General features: G+C 33.8%; 18 protein-coding genes. 12 read left to right on the forward strand and 6 right to left on the reverse strand.

The genetic code is table 11. The features are described 5' to 3' along the window. Positions 1 to 24 precede the first annotated feature (24 nt). Complete coding sequence (rnr, locus tag CLV94_RS07050; RefSeq protein WP_121375704.1) at positions 25 to 2,211, reverse strand: ribonuclease R; 2,187 nt, start codon at positions 2,209 to 2,211, stop codon at positions 25 to 27. 140 nt (positions 2,212 to 2,351) lie between these two features. Here rnr and CLV94_RS07055 point away from each other — a divergent pair, with 140 nt between their 5' ends. The 4 genes from CLV94_RS07055 (at position 2,352) to CLV94_RS07070 (ending at position 6,521) form a co-directional block, all read left to right on the forward strand. Continuing rightward, the gene (locus CLV94_RS07055) at positions 2,352 to 2,591 is read left to right on the forward strand and encodes a putative signal transducing protein (protein WP_121375705.1); all 240 of its coding nucleotides are present in this window, start codon (positions 2,352 to 2,354) and stop codon (positions 2,589 to 2,591) included. Between the two features lie 638 nt (positions 2,592 to 3,229). Then, the gene (rpiB, locus tag CLV94_RS07060) at positions 3,230 to 3,661 is read left to right on the forward strand and encodes a ribose 5-phosphate isomerase B (protein ID WP_121376255.1); all 432 of its coding nucleotides are present in this window, start codon (positions 3,230 to 3,232) and stop codon (positions 3,659 to 3,661) included. 107 nt (positions 3,662 to 3,768) lie between these two features. Beyond that, positions 3,769 to 5,916 carry a Tex family protein gene (locus CLV94_RS07065; RefSeq protein ID WP_121376256.1) on the forward strand — a complete coding sequence of 716 codons (2,148 nt, stop codon included), beginning with the start codon at positions 3,769 to 3,771 and terminating at the stop codon, positions 5,914 to 5,916. Between the two features lie 257 nt (positions 5,917 to 6,173). After that, positions 6,174 to 6,521, forward strand: coding sequence for a helix-turn-helix domain-containing protein (locus tag CLV94_RS07070; RefSeq protein WP_121375706.1), 348 nt, complete (start codon positions 6,174 to 6,176; stop codon positions 6,519 to 6,521). Between the two features lie 57 nt (positions 6,522 to 6,578). On the opposite strand, the gene CLV94_RS07075 is transcribed toward CLV94_RS07070, so the two are convergent. Beyond that, the gene (locus CLV94_RS07075; RefSeq protein WP_121375707.1) at positions 6,579 to 6,956 is read right to left on the reverse strand and encodes a DoxX family membrane protein; all 378 of its coding nucleotides are present in this window, start codon (positions 6,954 to 6,956) and stop codon (positions 6,579 to 6,581) included. Between the two features lie 204 nt (positions 6,957 to 7,160). Further along, positions 7,161 to 7,340: a Sec-independent protein translocase subunit TatA/TatB gene (locus CLV94_RS07080; protein WP_056067112.1), complete on the reverse strand. Its 180-nt coding sequence runs from the start codon at positions 7,338 to 7,340 to the stop codon at positions 7,161 to 7,163. A 247-nt stretch (positions 7,341 to 7,587) separates the two neighbouring features. On the opposite strand from CLV94_RS07080, the gene CLV94_RS07085 reads away from it, so the two are divergent. The 7 genes from CLV94_RS07085 (at position 7,588) to CLV94_RS07115 (ending at position 15,367) form a co-directional block, all read left to right on the forward strand. After that, positions 7,588 to 8,457: a M23 family metallopeptidase gene (locus CLV94_RS07085; RefSeq protein WP_121375708.1), complete on the forward strand. Its 870-nt coding sequence runs from the start codon at positions 7,588 to 7,590 to the stop codon at positions 8,455 to 8,457. Positions 8,458 to 8,518: 61 nt separating this feature from the next. Then, a complete protein-coding gene (locus tag CLV94_RS07090; protein WP_121375709.1) occupies positions 8,519 to 10,000 on the forward strand; it encodes a GH3 auxin-responsive promoter family protein in 1,482 nt (493 codons plus the stop codon). Between the two features lie 5 nt (positions 10,001 to 10,005). Further along, positions 10,006 to 10,881, forward strand: coding sequence for a carboxypeptidase-like regulatory domain-containing protein (locus CLV94_RS07095; RefSeq protein WP_121375710.1), 876 nt, complete (start codon positions 10,006 to 10,008; stop codon positions 10,879 to 10,881). Next, positions 10,881 to 11,741, forward strand: coding sequence for a carboxypeptidase-like regulatory domain-containing protein (locus tag CLV94_RS07100; RefSeq protein ID WP_121375711.1), 861 nt, complete (start codon positions 10,881 to 10,883; stop codon positions 11,739 to 11,741). Before CLV94_RS07095 ends, CLV94_RS07100 begins: the two co-directional genes overlap by 1 nt. Beyond that, entirely contained in the window at positions 11,741 to 12,640 is a 900-nt protein-coding gene (locus tag CLV94_RS07105; protein ID WP_121375712.1) for a carboxypeptidase-like regulatory domain-containing protein, read from the forward strand. Before CLV94_RS07100 ends, CLV94_RS07105 begins: the two co-directional genes overlap by 1 nt. 42 nt (positions 12,641 to 12,682) lie before the next feature. Next, complete coding sequence (locus CLV94_RS07110; RefSeq protein WP_121375713.1) at positions 12,683 to 14,380, forward strand: DUF6909 family protein; 1,698 nt, start codon at positions 12,683 to 12,685, stop codon at positions 14,378 to 14,380. Positions 14,381 to 14,383: 3 nt separating this feature from the next. After that, entirely contained in the window at positions 14,384 to 15,367 is a 984-nt protein-coding gene (locus CLV94_RS07115) for a hypothetical protein (protein WP_121375714.1), read from the forward strand. A 14-nt stretch (positions 15,368 to 15,381) separates the two neighbouring features. Here CLV94_RS07115 and CLV94_RS07120 read toward each other — a convergent pair whose 3' ends face one another. Further along, complete coding sequence (locus CLV94_RS07120; RefSeq protein WP_121375715.1) at positions 15,382 to 16,623, reverse strand: O-antigen ligase family protein; 1,242 nt, start codon at positions 16,621 to 16,623, stop codon at positions 15,382 to 15,384. Positions 16,624 to 16,803: 180 nt separating this feature from the next. Between CLV94_RS07120 and CLV94_RS07125 the strand changes: the two genes are divergently transcribed. Beyond that, the gene (locus tag CLV94_RS07125) at positions 16,804 to 17,310 is read left to right on the forward strand and encodes a hypothetical protein (RefSeq protein WP_121375716.1); all 507 of its coding nucleotides are present in this window, start codon (positions 16,804 to 16,806) and stop codon (positions 17,308 to 17,310) included. Positions 17,311 to 17,359: 49 nt separating this feature from the next. Here the strand turns inward: CLV94_RS07125 and CLV94_RS07130 are convergent, their stop codons facing one another. Together CLV94_RS07130 and CLV94_RS07135 are read right to left on the reverse strand one after the other, a co-directional pair. After that, the gene (locus CLV94_RS07130) at positions 17,360 to 18,445 is read right to left on the reverse strand and encodes a glycosyltransferase (RefSeq protein ID WP_121375717.1); all 1,086 of its coding nucleotides are present in this window, start codon (positions 18,443 to 18,445) and stop codon (positions 17,360 to 17,362) included. Between the two features lie 48 nt (positions 18,446 to 18,493). After that, complete coding sequence (locus tag CLV94_RS07135) at positions 18,494 to 19,189, reverse strand: class I SAM-dependent methyltransferase (protein ID WP_121375718.1); 696 nt, start codon at positions 19,187 to 19,189, stop codon at positions 18,494 to 18,496. Between the last annotated feature and the right edge of the window lie 34 nt (positions 19,190 to 19,223).

Below are 19,223 nucleotides of genomic sequence, written 5' to 3' on the forward strand. Positions count from 1 at the left end.
GTTAGTATTTATTGGTTGCTATTTTTATTCATTCTTTCTCAGGAAAGTAAAATCCAGCTGTTTTTTAACCAAGTCAGCGCTTTTTACTTTCACAAAAACTTCGTCTCCCAGCTGCAGGATATTCTTTGAAATTTCCCCAACTAATGCATATTGTTTTTCATCGAAAGTGTAATAATCATCACGAATTTCACGGATCCTACACATACCTTCACATTTGTTAGAAACAATTTCTACATAAATTCCCCATTCAGTTACACCAGAAATTACGCCTAAAAACTCTTCATCTTGATGGTCTTGCATATACTTGACCTGCATGTATTTGATGCTATCACGCTCTGCATTCGTTGCTAAAACTTCCATGTTGGAAGAATGCTGGCATTTTTCTTCGTAAGATTCTTCGTCTACTGATTTTCCTCCATCGAGATAATGCTGTAACAAACGATGTGCCATTACATCCGGATAACGTCTGATTGGCGAAGTAAAGTGTGAATAGTAATCAAATGCTAGTCCGTAATGCCCAATATTTTCAGTCGAATACTTTGCCTTGCTCATCGTCCTGATCGTCAAGGTATCAACCATATTTTGCTCTTTTTTTCCGTTCACATCTTCAAGCAATTTATTAAGCGACTGCGAAATATCTTTTTTAGACTTAAAATTGATCGAATATCCAAATTTTGAAATTACAGTCTGTAAACTAATTAGTTTATTTTCATCTGGTTCGTCGTGGATTCTATACACAAATGTTTTCTTTGGTCTTTGTTTTCCTATGAATTCGGCCACTTTTCTATTCGCCAAAAGCATGAATTCTTCAATCAAATGATTAGCATCTTTTGAAACTTTAAAATAAACTCCAACGGGTTCTGCAGCTTCGTTTAAGTTAAATTTCACTTCAACTTTATCAAACGAAATAGCGCCATCACGCATTCTTCTTTTACGAAGTGTTTTGGCCAGCTCGTCTAATTTTAAAGTCGCATTCTGAATTGCTTCAGGAACTTCGTATTCATTTCCAGTTAAAGAAATCTCTGCAGGAATTATATTTCCTTTTGTTTCAATAATATGCTGTGCTTCTTCATAAGCAAATCGCTGGTCGGAATAAATTACGGTTCTTCCAAACCATTGGTTGACAACCTGGGCGTTTTCTGTCAGTTCGAAAATAGCCGAAAAGGTATATTTTTCTTCATGAGGTCGTAACGAACAGGCAAAATTGGACAATACTTCTGGAAGCATTGGCACTACTCTATCTACTAAATACACTGAAGTAGCTCTTTGATACGCTTCATTATCTAAAATGGTTCCTTCTTCAAGATAGTAGGAAACATCGGCAATATGGACACCGATTTCATAATTTCCATTTTCTAATATTTGGAAAGACAAGGCATCATCAAAATCTTTAGCATCTTTCGGGTCGATCGTAAAAGTCAGCACATCGCGCATATCACGACGCTTGGCAATTTCGCTTTCTTGAATCGACGTATCTATTTTTTGAGCATAGGTTTCCACTTCTATCGGAAAGTCGTAAGGAAGTCCGTATTCTGCCAAAATCGCATGGATTTCGGTATTGTGCTCCCCTGGTTTTCCAAGGACTTTGATTACAGCTCCAAACGGACTGTCTGCTTTTTTAGGCCAATCTTCAATATGAACTAACACAACATCGCCGTTTTCTGCATCACCAATTTTCTCTTTTGGGATAAAAATATCAGTATACATTTTCGGATTAGCTGTCGATACAAAAGCAAAATTCTTTTGTATGTCAATGACGCCAACAAAATCGGTCTTTTTTCTTTCGATTATCTCGATAACTTCGCCTTCTGGCTTTTTGCCTCGCCTTCTGTTATACACATAAATCTTTACTTTATCTCCATCCAACGCTTTATTTAGGTTGTTGGTCGGTATAAAAATATCGTCTTCAAATTCTTCTGATACAAAATAAGCAGTCTTTCTGCTTGTCATATCAATCACTCCTTCATAATAATCTTGGCTTGTCGCAACGACTAAATATTTACCTGGCTCAATTTCAACAATCTTCTTTTGAGAAGCCAGAAGTTTTAAATCTCTGATAATTTCGTTTCTGCTTTTTGTATCATCTAATTCAAGCTTGGCTCCTATCTGCTTATAATTGAATGCCTTATTGGCATCTTGTGATAAAATCTTTAAAATTCTTGCTGTAAAGTCTTTGTCCTTTTTTACAGGCTTTCGTAGTTTCTTACTCATAATTCTTTTCTAATAATGCTGAAAATTACGAAATTGTTGACAGTTTCCTCTTAAATGTTAATTTTTTTAAACAAAATATAACTTTTGAAATAAAAGATGAAGAATATATTTCTTCCTATCTTTATGAAAACCAAATTCAAATGGAAAATTTTATCACGATCGCAGTCTTCAATTATCCTCACGAAATCACAATCTTAAAACACAGGCTCGATTTAGAGGAAATCCAATATTTTTTCGAGAATGAGACCATGATGAACATCGTTCCAATGTATTCGCAGGCTTTAGGCGGAATCAAACTCAGAGTACATCCCGAAGATGCAGAAGAAGCAAAAGAAATTCTGGATGAATTCAACCGAAATCAAAATTTGAAAATCGTCTAACTTTTCGAAGTTGTCAACATTTATTAAAAACAACAAAAAGAAAAAGGAAATTTAAATTAATTTTTTGGTGGTTATTATAGCGTGTTAATAGCTGCAATAAATTAATTTTTTAAGGCAACGATTTTAAGTTATAGTTTGTTATACCGACTTATCAACACAGCTAAATAGTTTTAAGTATTTCATTCTAAAGGTTTTTTAAGACTTTGTTAACAACAGTTGATAATCGTTTTTGAGATGAAAATGTAAATAACTTTACTTGTTAATTACTGTTAACAAAATAACTTTTGATGCTGATAACTTCTCCAAAAATTCACCAAACTAAATTTGCATTTTCAAATGTAATTTTGGATTACTGTTTTTAATCGAACAAACAAGAAATACTTCTAAAATTCTATCCGAAGTTATGAACAATCCATGTTAATTTATAATTAACTAAAAGTCAGTACATTGTAAATTACTGTTAACATTGCAATAATTTAACATTTACATTACAATTTAGGTAATGATTATCAGCTTTTTATAAAATGCGAAAAACCTAAACATTTGATAATCAAAAGATGCAACTTCATGACTATTTAGTTTGGTAAATGGAAACCGTTGCGGTAAATTTGCAGGACACAACTAATAAAGATATATATATGAAAATTTCAATAGGGAATGACCACGCTGGACCAGAATACAAAAAGGCAATTGTCGAAATGCTGAAAGCAAAAGGACATGAAGTAACAAATTATGGTACAGACAGCAGCGACAGCGTCGATTATCCAGATTTTGGACATCCGGTTGCTCTTGATGTTGAAAACGGCAAAGCTGATTTCGGAATCGTAATCTGCGGCAGCGGCAATGGAATCAACATGACGGTTAACAAGCACCAAGGAATACGCAGCGCACTATGCTGGACAAAAGAAATAGCTACTTTAGCGAGACAACATAATAATGCCAATATTATCAGCATACCAGCACGTTTTACGGCTATTCATCAAGTAGTTGAAATGGTGGAAGCTTTTTTAAGTACAGATTTTGAAGGCGGAAGACACCAAAATCGCGTTGATAAAATCGCTTGTCAATAAGCATAATTAAACTAAAATATATTTAAGGCATCTTTAAAACGTTACTAGTTTTTGAGATGCTTTTTTTTAAATTGGCAGCTGCAAAAAAATACTATCAAAATTATATTATGACCAACCTAGAATTCATCTCCAAGCAAGTTACCGCACCAACGAAAAACATTGAAAATACGCTACAGCTTTTAAACGAAGATTGTACGATTCCGTTTATTTCAAGATATAGAAAAGATAAGACAGGTAATTTGGATGAGGTTGTAATCGAGCAAATTGCCAAGCTGAGCAAAGAATTTGAAACGATCGTAAAAAGAAAAGAAGCCATTCTAAAATCGATTCAAGAGCAAGATTCATTGACACCAGAATTAGAAAAGAAAATCCAGTTGAGCTACGATTTAAACGACCTAGAGGATTTATACCTGCCGTATAAGAAAAAGAAAAAAACAAAAGCCGATGTTGCTCGTGAAAAAGGATTAGAGCCCTTGGCAAAAATTATCATGGCTCAAAATAATGACGATATCGATTTTGTAGCTTCAAAATACCTGAACGATAAAGTTCCGAACGAAGACGAAGCACTTCAAGGCGCCAGAGACATCATTGCCGAATGGATTAATGAAAACATATACATCCGAAAAAACCTCCGCCGACTTTACCAGAGAAAATCTTCAATTACGACGAAAGCCGTCAAGCTAAAGATTGAAGATACGCCAGAAGGCGAGCAGCTACGACAAAAAGCCAAAAAATTTGAGCAGTATTTTGACTGGTCGGAAAACCTCTTGAAAGCTCCTTCTCATAGGTTATTGGCAATGCTCCGTGCAGAAAACGAAGGATTGATCAAGCTGAAGATTGAGATAGAAAACGATGAAGCCATCGAAATTATGGAAGAAGCAGTCATAAAAAATAAAAAAGAAACAGCCGTCCATCTAAAAAAAGCAATTGAAGATAGTTATAAAAGATTGCTGGCGCCGGCTATTTCAAATGAAGCGCTTCAAGAAGCAAAAACAAAAGCAGATGCCACAGCCATCCAAGTTTTTGCTGGAAATCTAGGACAATTGCTTTTAGCGCCGCCATTAGGCGAAAAAAGAATTCTTGCCATTGATCCAGGTTTCAGAAGCGGTTGCAAGATTGTGTGCTTGGATGAAAAAGGTGATTTACTATATAACGAAACCATTTTTCCGCATGCGCCGCAAAATGAAACGGCAATTGCGATGAAAAAAATCCGCTCCATGGTAAATGCCTATAAGATCGATGCTATTTCAATTGGCAATGGAACGGCTTCCCGTGAAACGGAATTTTTTATCAAAAAGATAGCTTTCGATAAGCCGATCCAAGTATTTGTAGTGAGCGAAGCAGGAGCTTCTGTTTATTCCGCTTCAAAAATTGCAAGGGACGAATTTCCAAGTTATGACGTGACCGTGCGTGGTGCTGTTTCGATTGGACGAAGATTGTCCGACCCGTTGGCGGAACTGGTAAAAATTGAGCCAAAATCAATAGGAGTAGGACAATACCAGCATGATGTAGATCAGTCCAAATTAAAAGATGAATTGGATACAGTCGTAATGCGATGCGTGAATTCTGTCGGAATCAATATCAATACGGCCAGCAAATCATTGTTGAGCTATGTTTCTGGAATAGGAGAGAAGATGGCAGAAAATATTGTCGCTTACCGTTCAGAAAATGGTGCTTTCGAAGAAAGAAAACAGCTGAAAAAAGTACCGAGATTAGGCGAAAAAGCTTATCAACAGGCGGCGGCATTTATTAGAATTTCTAATGGAAAAAATCCGCTGGATAATTCAGCGGTGCATCCAGAAGCCTACGGAATAGTTGAAAAGATGGCAAAAGACTTGAAGATTTCCTTAAACGACCTGATTGCAAACAAAGAAAAAATTACTCAGATTCCTGTAGAAAAATACGTGACAGAAGATATCGGACTGCTTGGCCTGAAAGATATTGTCAAGGAATTAGAAAAACCTGGGCTAGATCCACGAAAGGCAGCCAAAGTTTTTGAATTCGATCCCAATGTTAAAACAATTGCCAATCTAAGAACCGGAATGGTACTTCCCGGCATTGTAAATAACATCACGAATTTTGGATGTTTTGTTGATATCGGAATCAAAGAAAGCGGTCTTGTCCATATATCGCAACTAAAAGAAGGCTTTGTCTCGGATGTAAACGAAGTCGTGAAGATGCACCAACAAGTACAAGTGAAAGTAGTTGAAATTGACGAAAACAGGAAGAGAATCCAGCTTACGATGATATTATAAAAATCTGAATATTTTATTTAGCTGAAAACGAATTCCAAGTACAAGATTAACAATTGTATATAAGATGATTTGCTATGTATTTGAAATCATTTTATATTTAATTAAAACGTTTTTGAATTCAAGTAAAATTAGAAACATTTCGAGCAAAAATAACAAGACATTTCAGGAAAATATTTCTTTATAAAAAGTCAATTTTTATTATATTTGAAACAGTAATTACCCCTAGACATAGAAATGTAACTTATATTTTATGCCAAATGATAAAACTAAATTTACAACCAATTTTTAAGATCAAGGGAATTACGAAACCAGTCAAATATCTTGTTGATCAAGGGCACTCCGGCAGCTATGCCAATGGAGTCGTGAATGATAAGCTCGTATCGATTCCTTTTTGGAAATTAGAAATGCTCTGCATCGATTTCAACTGTACGCCAAACGATTTGTTTGATTTTATACCAGACAAAGACCAGCAGCTTCCAGAGAATCATGCACTTTTTACAATTTCTAAAAGCGAAGCCATAGGAGAAATCCATAAATTATTAAATGACCTGCCAGTTTCAAAGATTCAGGAACTGTATGGGATTTTAAAGAGCGGAAAAGAATAAAAAAAGCTTCAAGAGATTTAGTTTCTTGAAGCTTTTTCTAATTTTCTTACCTTGATCTTAGCTAAACATCGGCTTGTACTTATTCCAATTATCACCAATCATCCAGATATTGATAAGGAAAAGTACTCCAGCTATTGCTATTCCTGGCCCTTCAGTCGTGAACACAAAATTGTGAAGTAAAATCCCAACAGTTATGGGAAGGATAACAATCGCTCCCAAAGCTCTTGTTTTTGGAAAGATAAAAAGCAAGCCACCTGCTAATTCAATAACAGCGACTAAAGGGATGAGCCACGAAAGCGTTCCCATAGCTTCATAAATTTTCATGTCTTCTGGTTTCATTTCCGGCATAGGCATATAATGGAAAAATTTATCGAGGCCAGCATTAACAAACATCAGCCCGAAAAGAACGCAAAGAATGGTTTTGATTATTTTCATATTCAATTACGATTTAAGTTATTTGTTAGTGCTAAGTTAAAAAATTAAGTGTTTGTATTGTAATATAATAAAAAAGAAGTAGAAAAATAGAAAGAGTAGTTTTCAACAATTCTGCTTATAACTTTCAATTTATGGCAAAATAAAAGCCTCAAGGATTTTAAAATCCTTGAGGCTTCAATGAACCGCTTGTTTTAAAAAGCAGTCTTAAATTTTTGTATCTTCTTCTTTTTTAGACGCGGCAGGCTGATCATCCTTAGCAGCATTCTTGAATTCTTTTATACCCGAACCCAATCCTTTCATCAATTCTGGAATTTTTTTACCTCCAAAAAGTAATAAGATAATCGCAACGATTACAAGTATTTCCGTTAAACCTAATTTTCCCATGATTAAAAAAATTACCGCTTTTTCAAGCATTATAAATATTCTGCAAATGTAAAAAGAAAAATCGTATCACTTCTTTATATAACAAATAATTATACGTTAAAATCATTTTTTCAGTTTACTATAACTACTTACGATAAAAGAAACATATCGGTTTTAAAAAGGCTGCAATTGATTTAACAGCTTAGTAATTGCAGAAAAGCGTTGGCAAGACTTCCAAATTATTATATTTGTAAAATACAAAAATGAAATGTCAGAAAAAAGGCTAAAAAGACAGATTTTAAAGAAAAAGCTTTTGACAAAAAACCGGTTGGTTATTTTGAATGAAGAAACTTTTGAAGAAATTTTCTCTCTCAAGCTCAATCTTATGAATGTCTTTGTTGTGCTGACAAGCGGTGCCATTTTCCTGATTGCGATTACAACTTACATTATCGCTTTTACCCCATTACGAGAATACATTCCAGGCTATGCTTCTACCAAATTAAAACGTGAAGCCACCGAATTGGCATTAAAATCAGATTCTTTGGAAAAAGCCATCAAGATGAATAATGCCTATATCGAATCGATCAAGAAAGTATTGGCTGGTGATGTGGAAGTCGCAAAATTAAGCAAGGATTCGATCATGGCGGCAGAACAGGCTGATATTTCGGAAATAGATTTCAAGCCATCGAAAGAAGATGCTGCTTTGAGGGAAAAAGTCGCCCAAGAAGACAAATACAACCTTTTCGACAAAGCACAGGCGAAAGTAAATTTGGTGCTTTTTCCACCAGTCACCGGACATATTACAGATAAATATGACCCAAAAACAAAACATTTTGCGGTTGATATCGCGTTGCCGAAAAACACGCCTATAAAATCAGTCGCGAATGGAACCGTTATTTTTGCCGATTGGACGCCATCTACGGGCTATGTGATCATCATCAGGCATGGTGAAGGAATAATGTCAGTGTATAAACATGCAGCATCGCTAACCAAAACGCAAGGAGATATAGTAAGGACGGGGGAAGTAATAGCTATGGCTGGTTCAACGGGCCAAGAATCAACCGGAGTCCATTTGCATTTCGAACTGTGGAAAGACGGTTTTGCGATCGATCCGACCAACTTTATAGAATTCGAATAGCTAGGAAGGGACTAAAATCTCCATTCCAAGCTGTTTTTTATGTAATCAGAAACCTTTAAAAATGTCAATAAAAGCTTTTTTTGCTAAACAATTTGCCAAAAAAATTTACGAGAAGACCCAGAAATGGGCCAATAATCCCATTGAAACGCAAGAACATGTTTTTAAAGATTTGATTCGGCAAGCCAAAGACACGCAATTCGGAAAAGATCATAATTTTAATAACATAAAATCATTTTCTGATTTTGCAAAAAACGTCCCGATTCGTGATTATGAAGGCTTAAAATCCTACGTTGAAAAAATAAAAAAAGGTGAGCCCGATGTTTTATGGAAAGGCAAGCCTATTTATTTTGCTAAAACTTCGGGAACGACTTCTGGCGCGAAATACATTCCGCTGACTAAAGAATCGATGCCTTTCCACATTCAAGCAGCGCGAAATGCGATTCTTCATTACATTCATGAAACCGGAAATTCTTCCTTTGTTTCCGGAAAGATGATTTTTCTGCAGGGAAGTCCAATTTTAGAAGAAAAAAACGGTATCAAGCTAGGGCGACTATCTGGAATTGTTGCCCATTTTGTTCCCAAATACCTTCAAAAAAATAGAATGCCGAGCTGGGAAACCAACTGTATTGAAGATTGGGAGACCAAAGTCGATGCAATCGTTGAAGAAACATTCAGCAAAGACATGACCATTATTTCTGGAATTCCGTCCTGGGTTCAAATGTATTTCGAAAAGCTGAAGCAGAAAGGAGGGAAGCCGGTCGGAGAAATCTTCAAGAATTTCAACCTGTTTATTTACGGAGGCGTAAATTTTGAGCCCTATCGGGCAAAATTTGAAAATCTTATCGGAAGAAAAGTCGACAGTATTGAGTTATTTCCGGCATCGGAAGGATTTTTCGCCTATCAAGATTCCCAAACACAAAAAGGAATGTTGCTGCTTTTGAATGCAGGAATCTTCTATGAATTTATAAAAGCAGATGAATTTTTCACGGAAAATCCGAAACGATATACGATTGGAGAAGTAGAGCTCGGTATCAACTATGTACTGATTATCTCGACCAATGCGGGCCTTTGGGGCTATAATATTGGCGATACGGTGCAGTTTACTTCCTTAAAACCCTATCGTGTAATCGTTTCAGGAAGAATCAAGCATTATATTTCTGCCTTTGGAGAACATGTCATCGGAAAAGAAGTAGAAGAAGCATTAAAAGAAGCAATGGAAGGCACCGAAATCCGTGTAAACGAATTTACGGTAGCACCGCAAATTACCCCAAAAGAAGGACTACCTTACCACGAATGGCTGATTGAATTTGAAAACGAACCCGAAAATCTAGAAGCTTTTTCGCTTAAGATAGATGATGCCATGAGAAAACAGAATGTCTATTATGATGATCTGATTGTGGGGAATGTACTGAGAAAGCTGATCATTACGAAAGTTTCCAAAAATGGTTTTCAGGATTATATGAAATCGATAGGAAAATTAGGTGGCCAGAATAAAATACCAAGATTGAGCAATGATCGAGATATTGCAGATAAATTAAGATAATTCAAATGAAGAAATTAGCAATATGCTTTTTGTTTTTTGCAGTAAATGTTGTTGCCCAGACTAAGGGAATCGTAAAAGATAGCCTGACTGGAAATCCAATTGCTTATGTAAGTATCTGGGTCGAGAACGAAAATATCGGCACCACTTCAGAAGAAAACGGAGAATTTACTATTGCTACGACAGATAAGAACAAGAACTTGATTTTTTCAGCTTTGGGCTATCGGAAAAAAATCTGCAAAGTTTCTGAATCGCAATCCGTAAGCCTATCGCCAGCTGCGTATGAATTGGATGAAATCGTAATCAATAACAGAAAAGAAAAAAGACAGCTCGAAATCGGAAAGACCAAGAATGCCATTGCCGAAGCTTTCGACAACGGACCTAGGATGGACGCGAAATATTTTCCCTATTCTCCAGACTATAAAAAAACACGTTGGATTAAAAAAGCAATCATTTTGACGGATAGCAGAATAGACGACGCAACTATAAAGCTTCATTTGTATGCAGTTGACGAAAATGGTTTTCCTGGCGAAGAATTATTGTCCAAAGATTATATAGTTACAATAAAAAAAGGCGTTACTAAGAGTGAAATTGACGTAACTGATTTTAATCTGGAAATGCCAAAGACAGGAGTTTTTGTGGTTTTTGAGAAATTACTAATCAAGAAAAATAAAGTAGAAAAGACTATAACCGATTTTAATACAAATATTACTAAAATCCAAACGACTTATTCCCCATTAGTTCTTTATAATGCAGTAGAAAGAGACTTTTTGTTTAGTTTTTCTGGCGGAAGATGGCTTAAGAAAACAAAAGAAGAGCTGAATCCATTTTCAGCTTCTAAAACGGTTTATGAGCCATCGGTAACTTTAATTCTTACTAATTAATGAAATCAATTATCTTCTTTTTACTTTTTATCAGTGTTCCTGTTTTGTCGCAAGTTAAGGGTATAGTAAAAGATGAATCTGGAAATCCAATTTCGTATGCGAGTATTTCAGTTGAAAATCAAAATATCGGAACAACTTCGGAAGAGAACGGAACTTTTTCCATCAAAGCAAAGGAAGATGAAAATCTGATTTTTTCAGCTTTGGGTTTTGAAGATAAAATTTTAAAATCCAATGAAGTACAGGAAGTCATATTAGTAAAAAAACTTTTCGAACTTGAGGAAATTTTGATTGAAAACAGTAAAAAAAATAAGAAAACAACTATCGGAAAATACTCCGGTCAAAAGCTAGAGTATACACTTGGAAATACAGGAAGAGATAATACTCATATTTCGGCTAAGTTTATTAGATATAGCGAAGAAATAAGACAGCATCCTTTTATCAGTACTATTGAATTCACTACATTTTCACATGTTAATAATGCTATTTTAAGAGTAAGGATTTTTAATGTGGACCATAAAGGTATTCCCACAAACGATGTAGTAAATGAGGATATTTTGGTTTATGTAAAAAAAGGAAATAAAAACAATACGGTTAATTTATCAGAATACCAGATAAAAATACCAGAAGAAGGTATCGTGATTGGTTTTGAATATTTAAAGTTGGAACAAAATAAATATTTTAATAATGTCGTTGGTCAAACAGAAGAACAGAGGCAAAAAAATTTCAGTTATGAACCAGGAATTAAATGTTTTTTAGGAAAAAATAAAGTAATTTTCTTGAATAAGGACGGAAGCATTCGAAATGAAAGTGACTTAAAAACGAATTTAGAAATAGGATTAAAAATTTCACTAACCAATTAATGAAAGTAATATTATTTTTCTTTTTACTCAGTTTTTGTAGCTTTTCGCAGACTAAAGGTGTCGTGAAAGACGAGGCCGGAAATCCAATTCCCTTTGTAAGTATTCTAGTAGAAAATGAAACCATAGGTGTTTCTTCAGAAGAAGACGGAAGTTTTTCTATTGCTGTCGATGCATCTAAAAATTTAGTTTTTTCAGCAGTAGGATATGAAACCAAAACAGTAAAAGTTACAGAAGCAAAAAATGTACAGTTGCCAAAAAAAGTATTTGAACTAGGAGAAGTTGTCATCAGTCCGGCAAAAAAACAAAAGACTGTCAAAATAGGCGATGATTATGGCAGAGGTGAAATACGTTACTATAGTCAACAAACAACAGCAAAACATTTTGCCTATACAGAGGAAGCAAAAAACCATCCTTTTTTAAAGGAAATCACGATATATACAAAGAGTAAAATTGATAACGCTAAAATCAATCTGCGGGTATTAATAGCAAATCAGGATGGCTCTCCAGGAGAAGATATTTTGGAAGAAAATTATATAATTCTGGTTAAAAATGGCGGTAAGAATACAACAGTAGATATGCAAGAGTTCCATATTGAAATCCCTGCCGAGGGAATATTTGTAGCGATAGAAGCTTTAAAAATTAATGAAAATAAATTTTATAAAAAAGGACCAAAATACAAAGACATAACAGGCAACATAAAAAGGATGGACACCTTTACATATGAGCCTTTTTTTGGATATTTACCTTCCAAAGAAAATACCTGCTGGTATTTTTCCGGAAATTGGATGCAAGGTGGTTTGCATAAAATGAAAAATCCCAAAAGCTATGAAAATCTGCTGATGAAGAAGTACCATGACCACTATTTAGAACTAGCAATGAGCATTACGCTTACCAACTAAAAAATAAAAAACCTACATTTGCAGGTTAGTAAATAAAAAGAAATGAAAGAAACAAAAAATATATCACGATCAAGAGCCCAAGAATCATCGGCGGCAATTGAAAAACTATACATCACTATGCGCCATTTGTTTAATAGAGGATTCTATAAGCCTATGGGTGTGTCTGGTGATACATTAAGAGAAGCATTATTGCAGTTAAGACCAGAAATCTATGGTACAATTGCAGAAGAAAAAGTAGAATTAAGCGGTTTATTATATGTTATCGAAAGGCTTCCTGTCGGAATAGAAGAATGCCGTTTTATTAATCTGACTTCAGATGAAGGCTATTCAAAATCGCATTTTACAGCAATAGTTCCTCCAAAAAGAAAGAGAAACTGCTATAGAATCGATAGCGAACAAATGAATGTTGAAATCACACGAGGACGTTCGGATATTTACGATATCCTGACGCATCTTACGTTTATTTTTATTGAATCGCATAAGATCAAAAATAGAGTCTTGCTGGATGAAAACACAAAAGAATTCACCCGCGATTGGGAAAAATTAGAACAAATCGTTGTCCAAAATAAAAAGCTTACGCTGATTGAAAAAGAAATTGCAATTTCGCATGCATCGATTATTTTGGGACGTTCTTTTGAAGAAATTCTTGATATCTATGAAGCTTTCGGAACAGCTGAAAAACCAGACCGTTTCCTACATGTAATCTATTGGCTTGGAAAATTGGCCATTGAAGAGGTAATCTTCAATAACAAAAGAACGATTACTTTTAGCCCGATCCTGAGAGAACGATTAGGACACCATATCCATGGAGAAATTTGGGCTAATAACATCAAGGAAGTATTAAAGCAGAATGAATTGCTGGACCGTCCGATTCATATCATCAGCGCTAACATGCACAGTGTTATGAATTCGATTTTTGCTACGCATACGCTGAAAACAAAATTCAAAGACAAGTCCGACTTTTTTATCTTTGAAGAACTGAGCAAACCAGGTGCCAACGATGTAAGAAGCAAAGTAGAAGAATTTGCGTTTAAATATGGAATGATTTCTTTACCAGACACATCCGGAACCAACATCGACGTCCAGATTTTTGACACGGCCAAGATTGACTGGTCTAAATCGGCCTTTCCAGCAGCAAAAATAGGAGCACATCCACCAGTAATTATCGTAATGGACTATGCCTTCGGAGAGCAAGCGTATGAAACCATAGATGAGCTTTTAAAGCCTTATAAAGACGGCAAGAATAAATATTTCCTAAATGTGGAATCGGTTTCTATAATGGGTAAAGCCGGTATTCTTGAAGGAGGAAAAGGCGATATTATGATTCCATCAGCACATATAAATGAAGGAACAGGCGATAACTATCCTTTTGAAAACCAATTAACAGCTGAAATGTTTGAAGGAAACGGAATTCCAGTGTATGCAGGACCTATGGTTTCTGTTTTAGGAACATCTCTCCAAAATAAAGACCTATTGAAATTCTTCCACGAATCGACATGGGGTGTTATCGGTCTTGAAATGGAAGGTGCCTACTACCAAAAAGCCATTCAGTCGGCTTCGAAAATCAGAAAAAGCATCAACCCTGACGTAAAAGTGAGATATGCCTATTATGCTTCGGATAATCCTTTAGAAACTGGAAGTACCCTAGCTTCTGGAGGTTTAGGAACAACAGGAGTGAAGCCAACTTATCTTATTACGATTAAAATATTAGAACAAATCTTTAACATAAAAACTAACTAACTTATGAGTTCAAACTCGCAAAACAACCCAGATAATCAAGAAATTGATTTGTCGCAAGTTTCTAGAAAATTAGGTCAAGCTTATGAGAATTTTTTGAGTTGGATATTTAGAGGATTTCTTTTTGTAAAGAGAAATATTATAACTTTTGTTGTTCTTTTTATTATCGGGGCTGGTTTGGGCTTTTATTTGGACCGCACAACTACAGTATATAATCATGAGATTATAATTGCTCCTAATTTTGGAAGTACAGAGTATGCTTATTCTAAAGTAAATCTTATCAATTCTAAGATAAAAGAAAACGATGTCAGATTTTTGAAATCTATAGGAATAACCGAGCCAAAGCTTATTTCAGAAATAGAAATAGAGCCGATTACAGATATCTATAATTTTGTTAATGGGAGAGAACAAAACTTTGAGATGATCAAACTGATGGCCGAAGATGGCGATATCAATAAGATTATTGCCGACGAGACCACGAGTATAAATTATACGAATCATAGATTGAAAATAACAACGACTAAGACCATTAATGAGAAACAAATAATTGATCCGATACTAAAGTATCTTAATGAAAGTAATTATTTTACGGATTTGCAGAAATCGGTACAAGAAAGTACTCGTCTAAAAATTAAAGCAAACGAGAGAACAATTGCTCAGATAGACAGTTTGCTTTCGAACTTTTCATCGATGTCAAAGGGAAATGGTAAAAGTGACAAACTCGTTTACTACAATGAGAACACTCAATTGAATGATATTTTACAAACCAAAAACGAACTGATTCTTGATCTTGCCAATAGAAAAATAGAATTAATCAATATTTCGGATATAATAAAAGATAACAGTATCGTTCTAAATGTGAAGAATAATAAGTCATTAAATGGTAAAATGAAGTTTGTAATACCATTTATTTTCATATCCATTTTCCTTGGGTTAGGAATACTTAGAGCATTTTACAGAAATCAAATGTTAAAATTAAAAGACAGGTAATATACCTGTCTTTTTTATTTATGAGTTTTATTTAAAGCTAAATATTTGGAGTAATTGATATAAGTCATCAGAATTAAACTAAAATAAAATAGTCCATAATGTCTGTAGAAATAATCTTCGGTTAGACAGACAAAGAAAACATTGATTACAGCAATCGATAATAAAAATCTATTGATACGTATCACTTTTTTTGCTACTGTAAAGCAATAAAAAAGGAATAATAAAAATCCGAATATTCCTGTGGATAGGAGTATGTAAGAAAAGTAATTATGCGTTAGATAATTATGATTTTCATAAAAAGAAGAATTATAATTGGATTTAAAGCATTCCGATAATGCCTCTTCAAGATTATCAAAACCTACTCCAAAAAGATAATTTTCTTTTGCAATTTCAACACTACATTTTGTAATAGACACTCTCACGTTTGTCGAATCATAGGCTAGACCCGTAGGAGGGTTATTATAGCTGTTATACATCTCTTTAAATCTGTTTTTGACACCAGGTGTCAATAAGGCTAAAGAAACGCCCAAAATCAAAAAAATGCTTAAGGCTGCTATCTTTTGTTTGAAAGTATACGGTGAGAAAAACAAAAGCATTGCGATGAGCATTATTCCAAGAAAGATAATGTTGATTTTTGAAAGCAGTAGTAGCGTAATGACGATAAAAACAAATACATAGATAAGTTCAGAATATTTTTTTTCATCCAGAACTTTTTTAAATGAAAAGGCTGTACAGAATAAAACTATTGAAGTGTAATAAGTAGGATGGATTTTAAAAAAAGGGATTTCGTAGTATACGAAATCCCTAAACTTTGGGACTCCATATTTGAAAACAAAAAAATCTTTAAAGTCATATTTAACCAAAAACGCAATAACAAAACCAAAAGCAATTATAAAACAGGAATTTTTTAGTATGGTAAAATAAAAATTTATTTTTTCTTTAGTAAAATACTCTTTCGGAAGCAAGGAAAAAATAATTGGGAATAATAGAAAAAATAAAGAATGATTTACATGTTTAAAACCTTCGGAAGATGCCCCTCGGATTAAAACAAATAACAAAATAACAAAGAATGGAATTGTATAGACAAGACTTTTTAAATCAAAATTTTTGTAAGATTTTTTATAAAAAGTGAATGCCAGTGTATTTACTGATAATAAAATAAAAAAGAAGGAAGAAATATTTTCTCGGAAGAGAGGAAATGTAAAAAGTAGGGGAATTAAAAACAAGAATAATTTTTCTGAAATATTTTTTAGCATAGTATAAATGAATTAAACTTTTATTAGTGCAGAACCTCCTGTATAACAGCTAATAGATAGTCTTATTTAATGATTCAAAAGTATAGTTTATTTATAAAAAATTAAGCGGCTAAAATTTTTTTATTTTATTTTAACATATTAAATTTTCTACTACATTTGCATAATTAAAATTAAAAAAAAATGAAAAAAATAGTTCTTGTAGCTTTGGCTAGTTTATCGCTTTTTTCTTGCGGAAAAGAAAAAAAGAGCGAAGAGGTTAAACAGCCTGAAAAAGTAAACAAATTTGTTGTAAAAATGAATGCAGTCTATCAAGAAGATGATAGCTTGTCTATTGTTTATAAAGTGGATACCTACTTTCAGTATGAAAAAGCTGTAAGCTTAAAAGTAAAAGGTTCTCCAGAGTTGCAAAACTTATCTGTAGATTTACCAGTTGGTGTAGCAGCAGAAAACCTTCAAATAACAATGAGTACGAATAAGAATCAAAAAAAATTAACGGTCAACAATATCCAGATTCTTAATGATAACAAAGAAGTTTTCAACGTAACAAACCAAGTTATCACGGATTATTTTGATTTTAATCCAGGTATCGTATTAGAAGCAGATAGAAGTTTTACCCTTAAATTTGGTGGAGAATATCCTCCAGGATTAACTGGAAACCAAAATCTTGAAGGAGAATTTTTAAAATAATACAAGAAACAAACAAAAAAGGGATGCTGTAATAGCGTCCTTTTTTGTTTTATAAAGAATTATAAAGCTCTTCCCACATTTTTCCTTTATTTTCCCAGCTATAATTTTGTATTACGAAATCCCGTAGAGAATTTCCTCTTTCTATGCGTTCTGAAGTTGACCATTTGGCCGCTTCATTCATGGCAGAAATTAAGTTTTCCGTTTTCGGTTGTATCATTATTCCTCCATTGTTGTTCCATTCTGGACTTATACCGGTGTTGTAGGAGGTTATTACAGGAGTTTTGCAGATAGCAGCTTCTAAATTTACCATTCCGATTGCTTCGGAATAAGAAGGGGCAATGAAAGCTCTTGCATTAGCAAATAATTTGAATTTTTCATCGCCAAATATGCTTCCTACAAATTCTATTCTATTTTCTATGCCTAAACTCTTAATTTGTTTTTTTAGCAAATCGGAGTAAGCATTTTGGGTTCCAACAATTTTCAGTTTAATTTTTTTATTCTCTATTTTACTCATGGATTCAATAAGAATATCCAATCCTTTACCCGGATGCAAGCGGCTCAAGAACAAAAAAAAGTCTTCTGAAGGGTCGTACTCGTTTGTTATATTGATTTTTGAATAATGTATGAAATTTGGTATCTCAACAATGTTTTTATGCCCGGTTAATTTGAAAATATTGGCCTTTTCCGAAGGAGTTATAGCATGAATGACGTTAGAATTCTTAAGCATCTTATTTAGAAAAAGCTCTAAATATATTTTCTTTTTGATTTGCTTTTGCTTGAGATACCATGGTTCAATCATCCCGTGAAGTGTCATTATATAAGGAATATTACTTTTAAGGGCTATTTTGCTGCTTGTATACTGCGTATGCATCCATGCGCCATGTAAATGCAAAAGACGCGCTTCATTTATGTTGCTGTTGAGGTGTTTTTTTAGTTCACTAGAATAATTCCAGACCGATATGTCCTTTGGCTTAAATTCTGAAAAAGCATCTTGTTCTTCTTTATGATTAGTAATTAGTACGGATGACAGATTATTACTAGTTTCATTAATGTAATTGTGAAGATTTACAACAGCAGTTCGTAGTCCACCACTTTCGAAAGAGACATCTTCAACTATATTAAATATTTTACTCACCTTTTTAACTATTAGTAACTACATCAAATTTCAAATTATGAAAGTCAATTACAGTTTGCTTATATCCCACAATACCATTGATTTGTCTGCATAACGGCCATTACTTTCTGTGCAATTTTCATTAATTATCAATAAAGGATCGGGAAAATTAAAAGGAGGTTGCATCAGATTCAATCTTCTCCAATCACCTGTTATGATATCTAAATTCGTATTGTGATTTGGATAGGTAGTTGTGAAAAGATATTTTGATCCCGACTTTTTCACACTTTCAATTGATTTAAAAATATGTTCATATGAAAGATGGACGAGACAATCTCTAATAATTATTAAATCCTTTTTTGGCAATTCATTATTGATGAGATCCAACACCATGAAATTTACATTTTCATAGTCTTTGAACTTTTCAATGTTAGATTCTACTAATTCGTTAACAATATCGGCGCCCGTATAATTTACGGTTGATAAGTTGACGTGCTGCATCCAATTAAAATCACCACAAGGAATATCTAATATGGAAGAAATATTTAAATTAACAATCAAGGAGTCCAGTTCTTTGATTAAAGTTTCAACTTGTTTAAGTTCTGAACCTTCGCCAGAAATGCTTTCAGAACTTTTCCATCGGTTGGTTTTGTATATTTCTGTAAAAACATCTTCTGCACTTCTATTTTTAAATTTGGAGACTTTTAAATCCCGGTACCATTTTAATATCCAAACAGGGACAATCTTCTCTATAGTTTCTTTCATATATTTTTATTGAATACCTTTTCAAATTTAGTTA

The sequence above is a fragment of the Flavobacterium endophyticum genome (genome assembly GCF_003634455.1).
Classification (GTDB): domain Bacteria; phylum Bacteroidota; class Bacteroidia; order Flavobacteriales; family Flavobacteriaceae; genus Flavobacterium; species Flavobacterium endophyticum.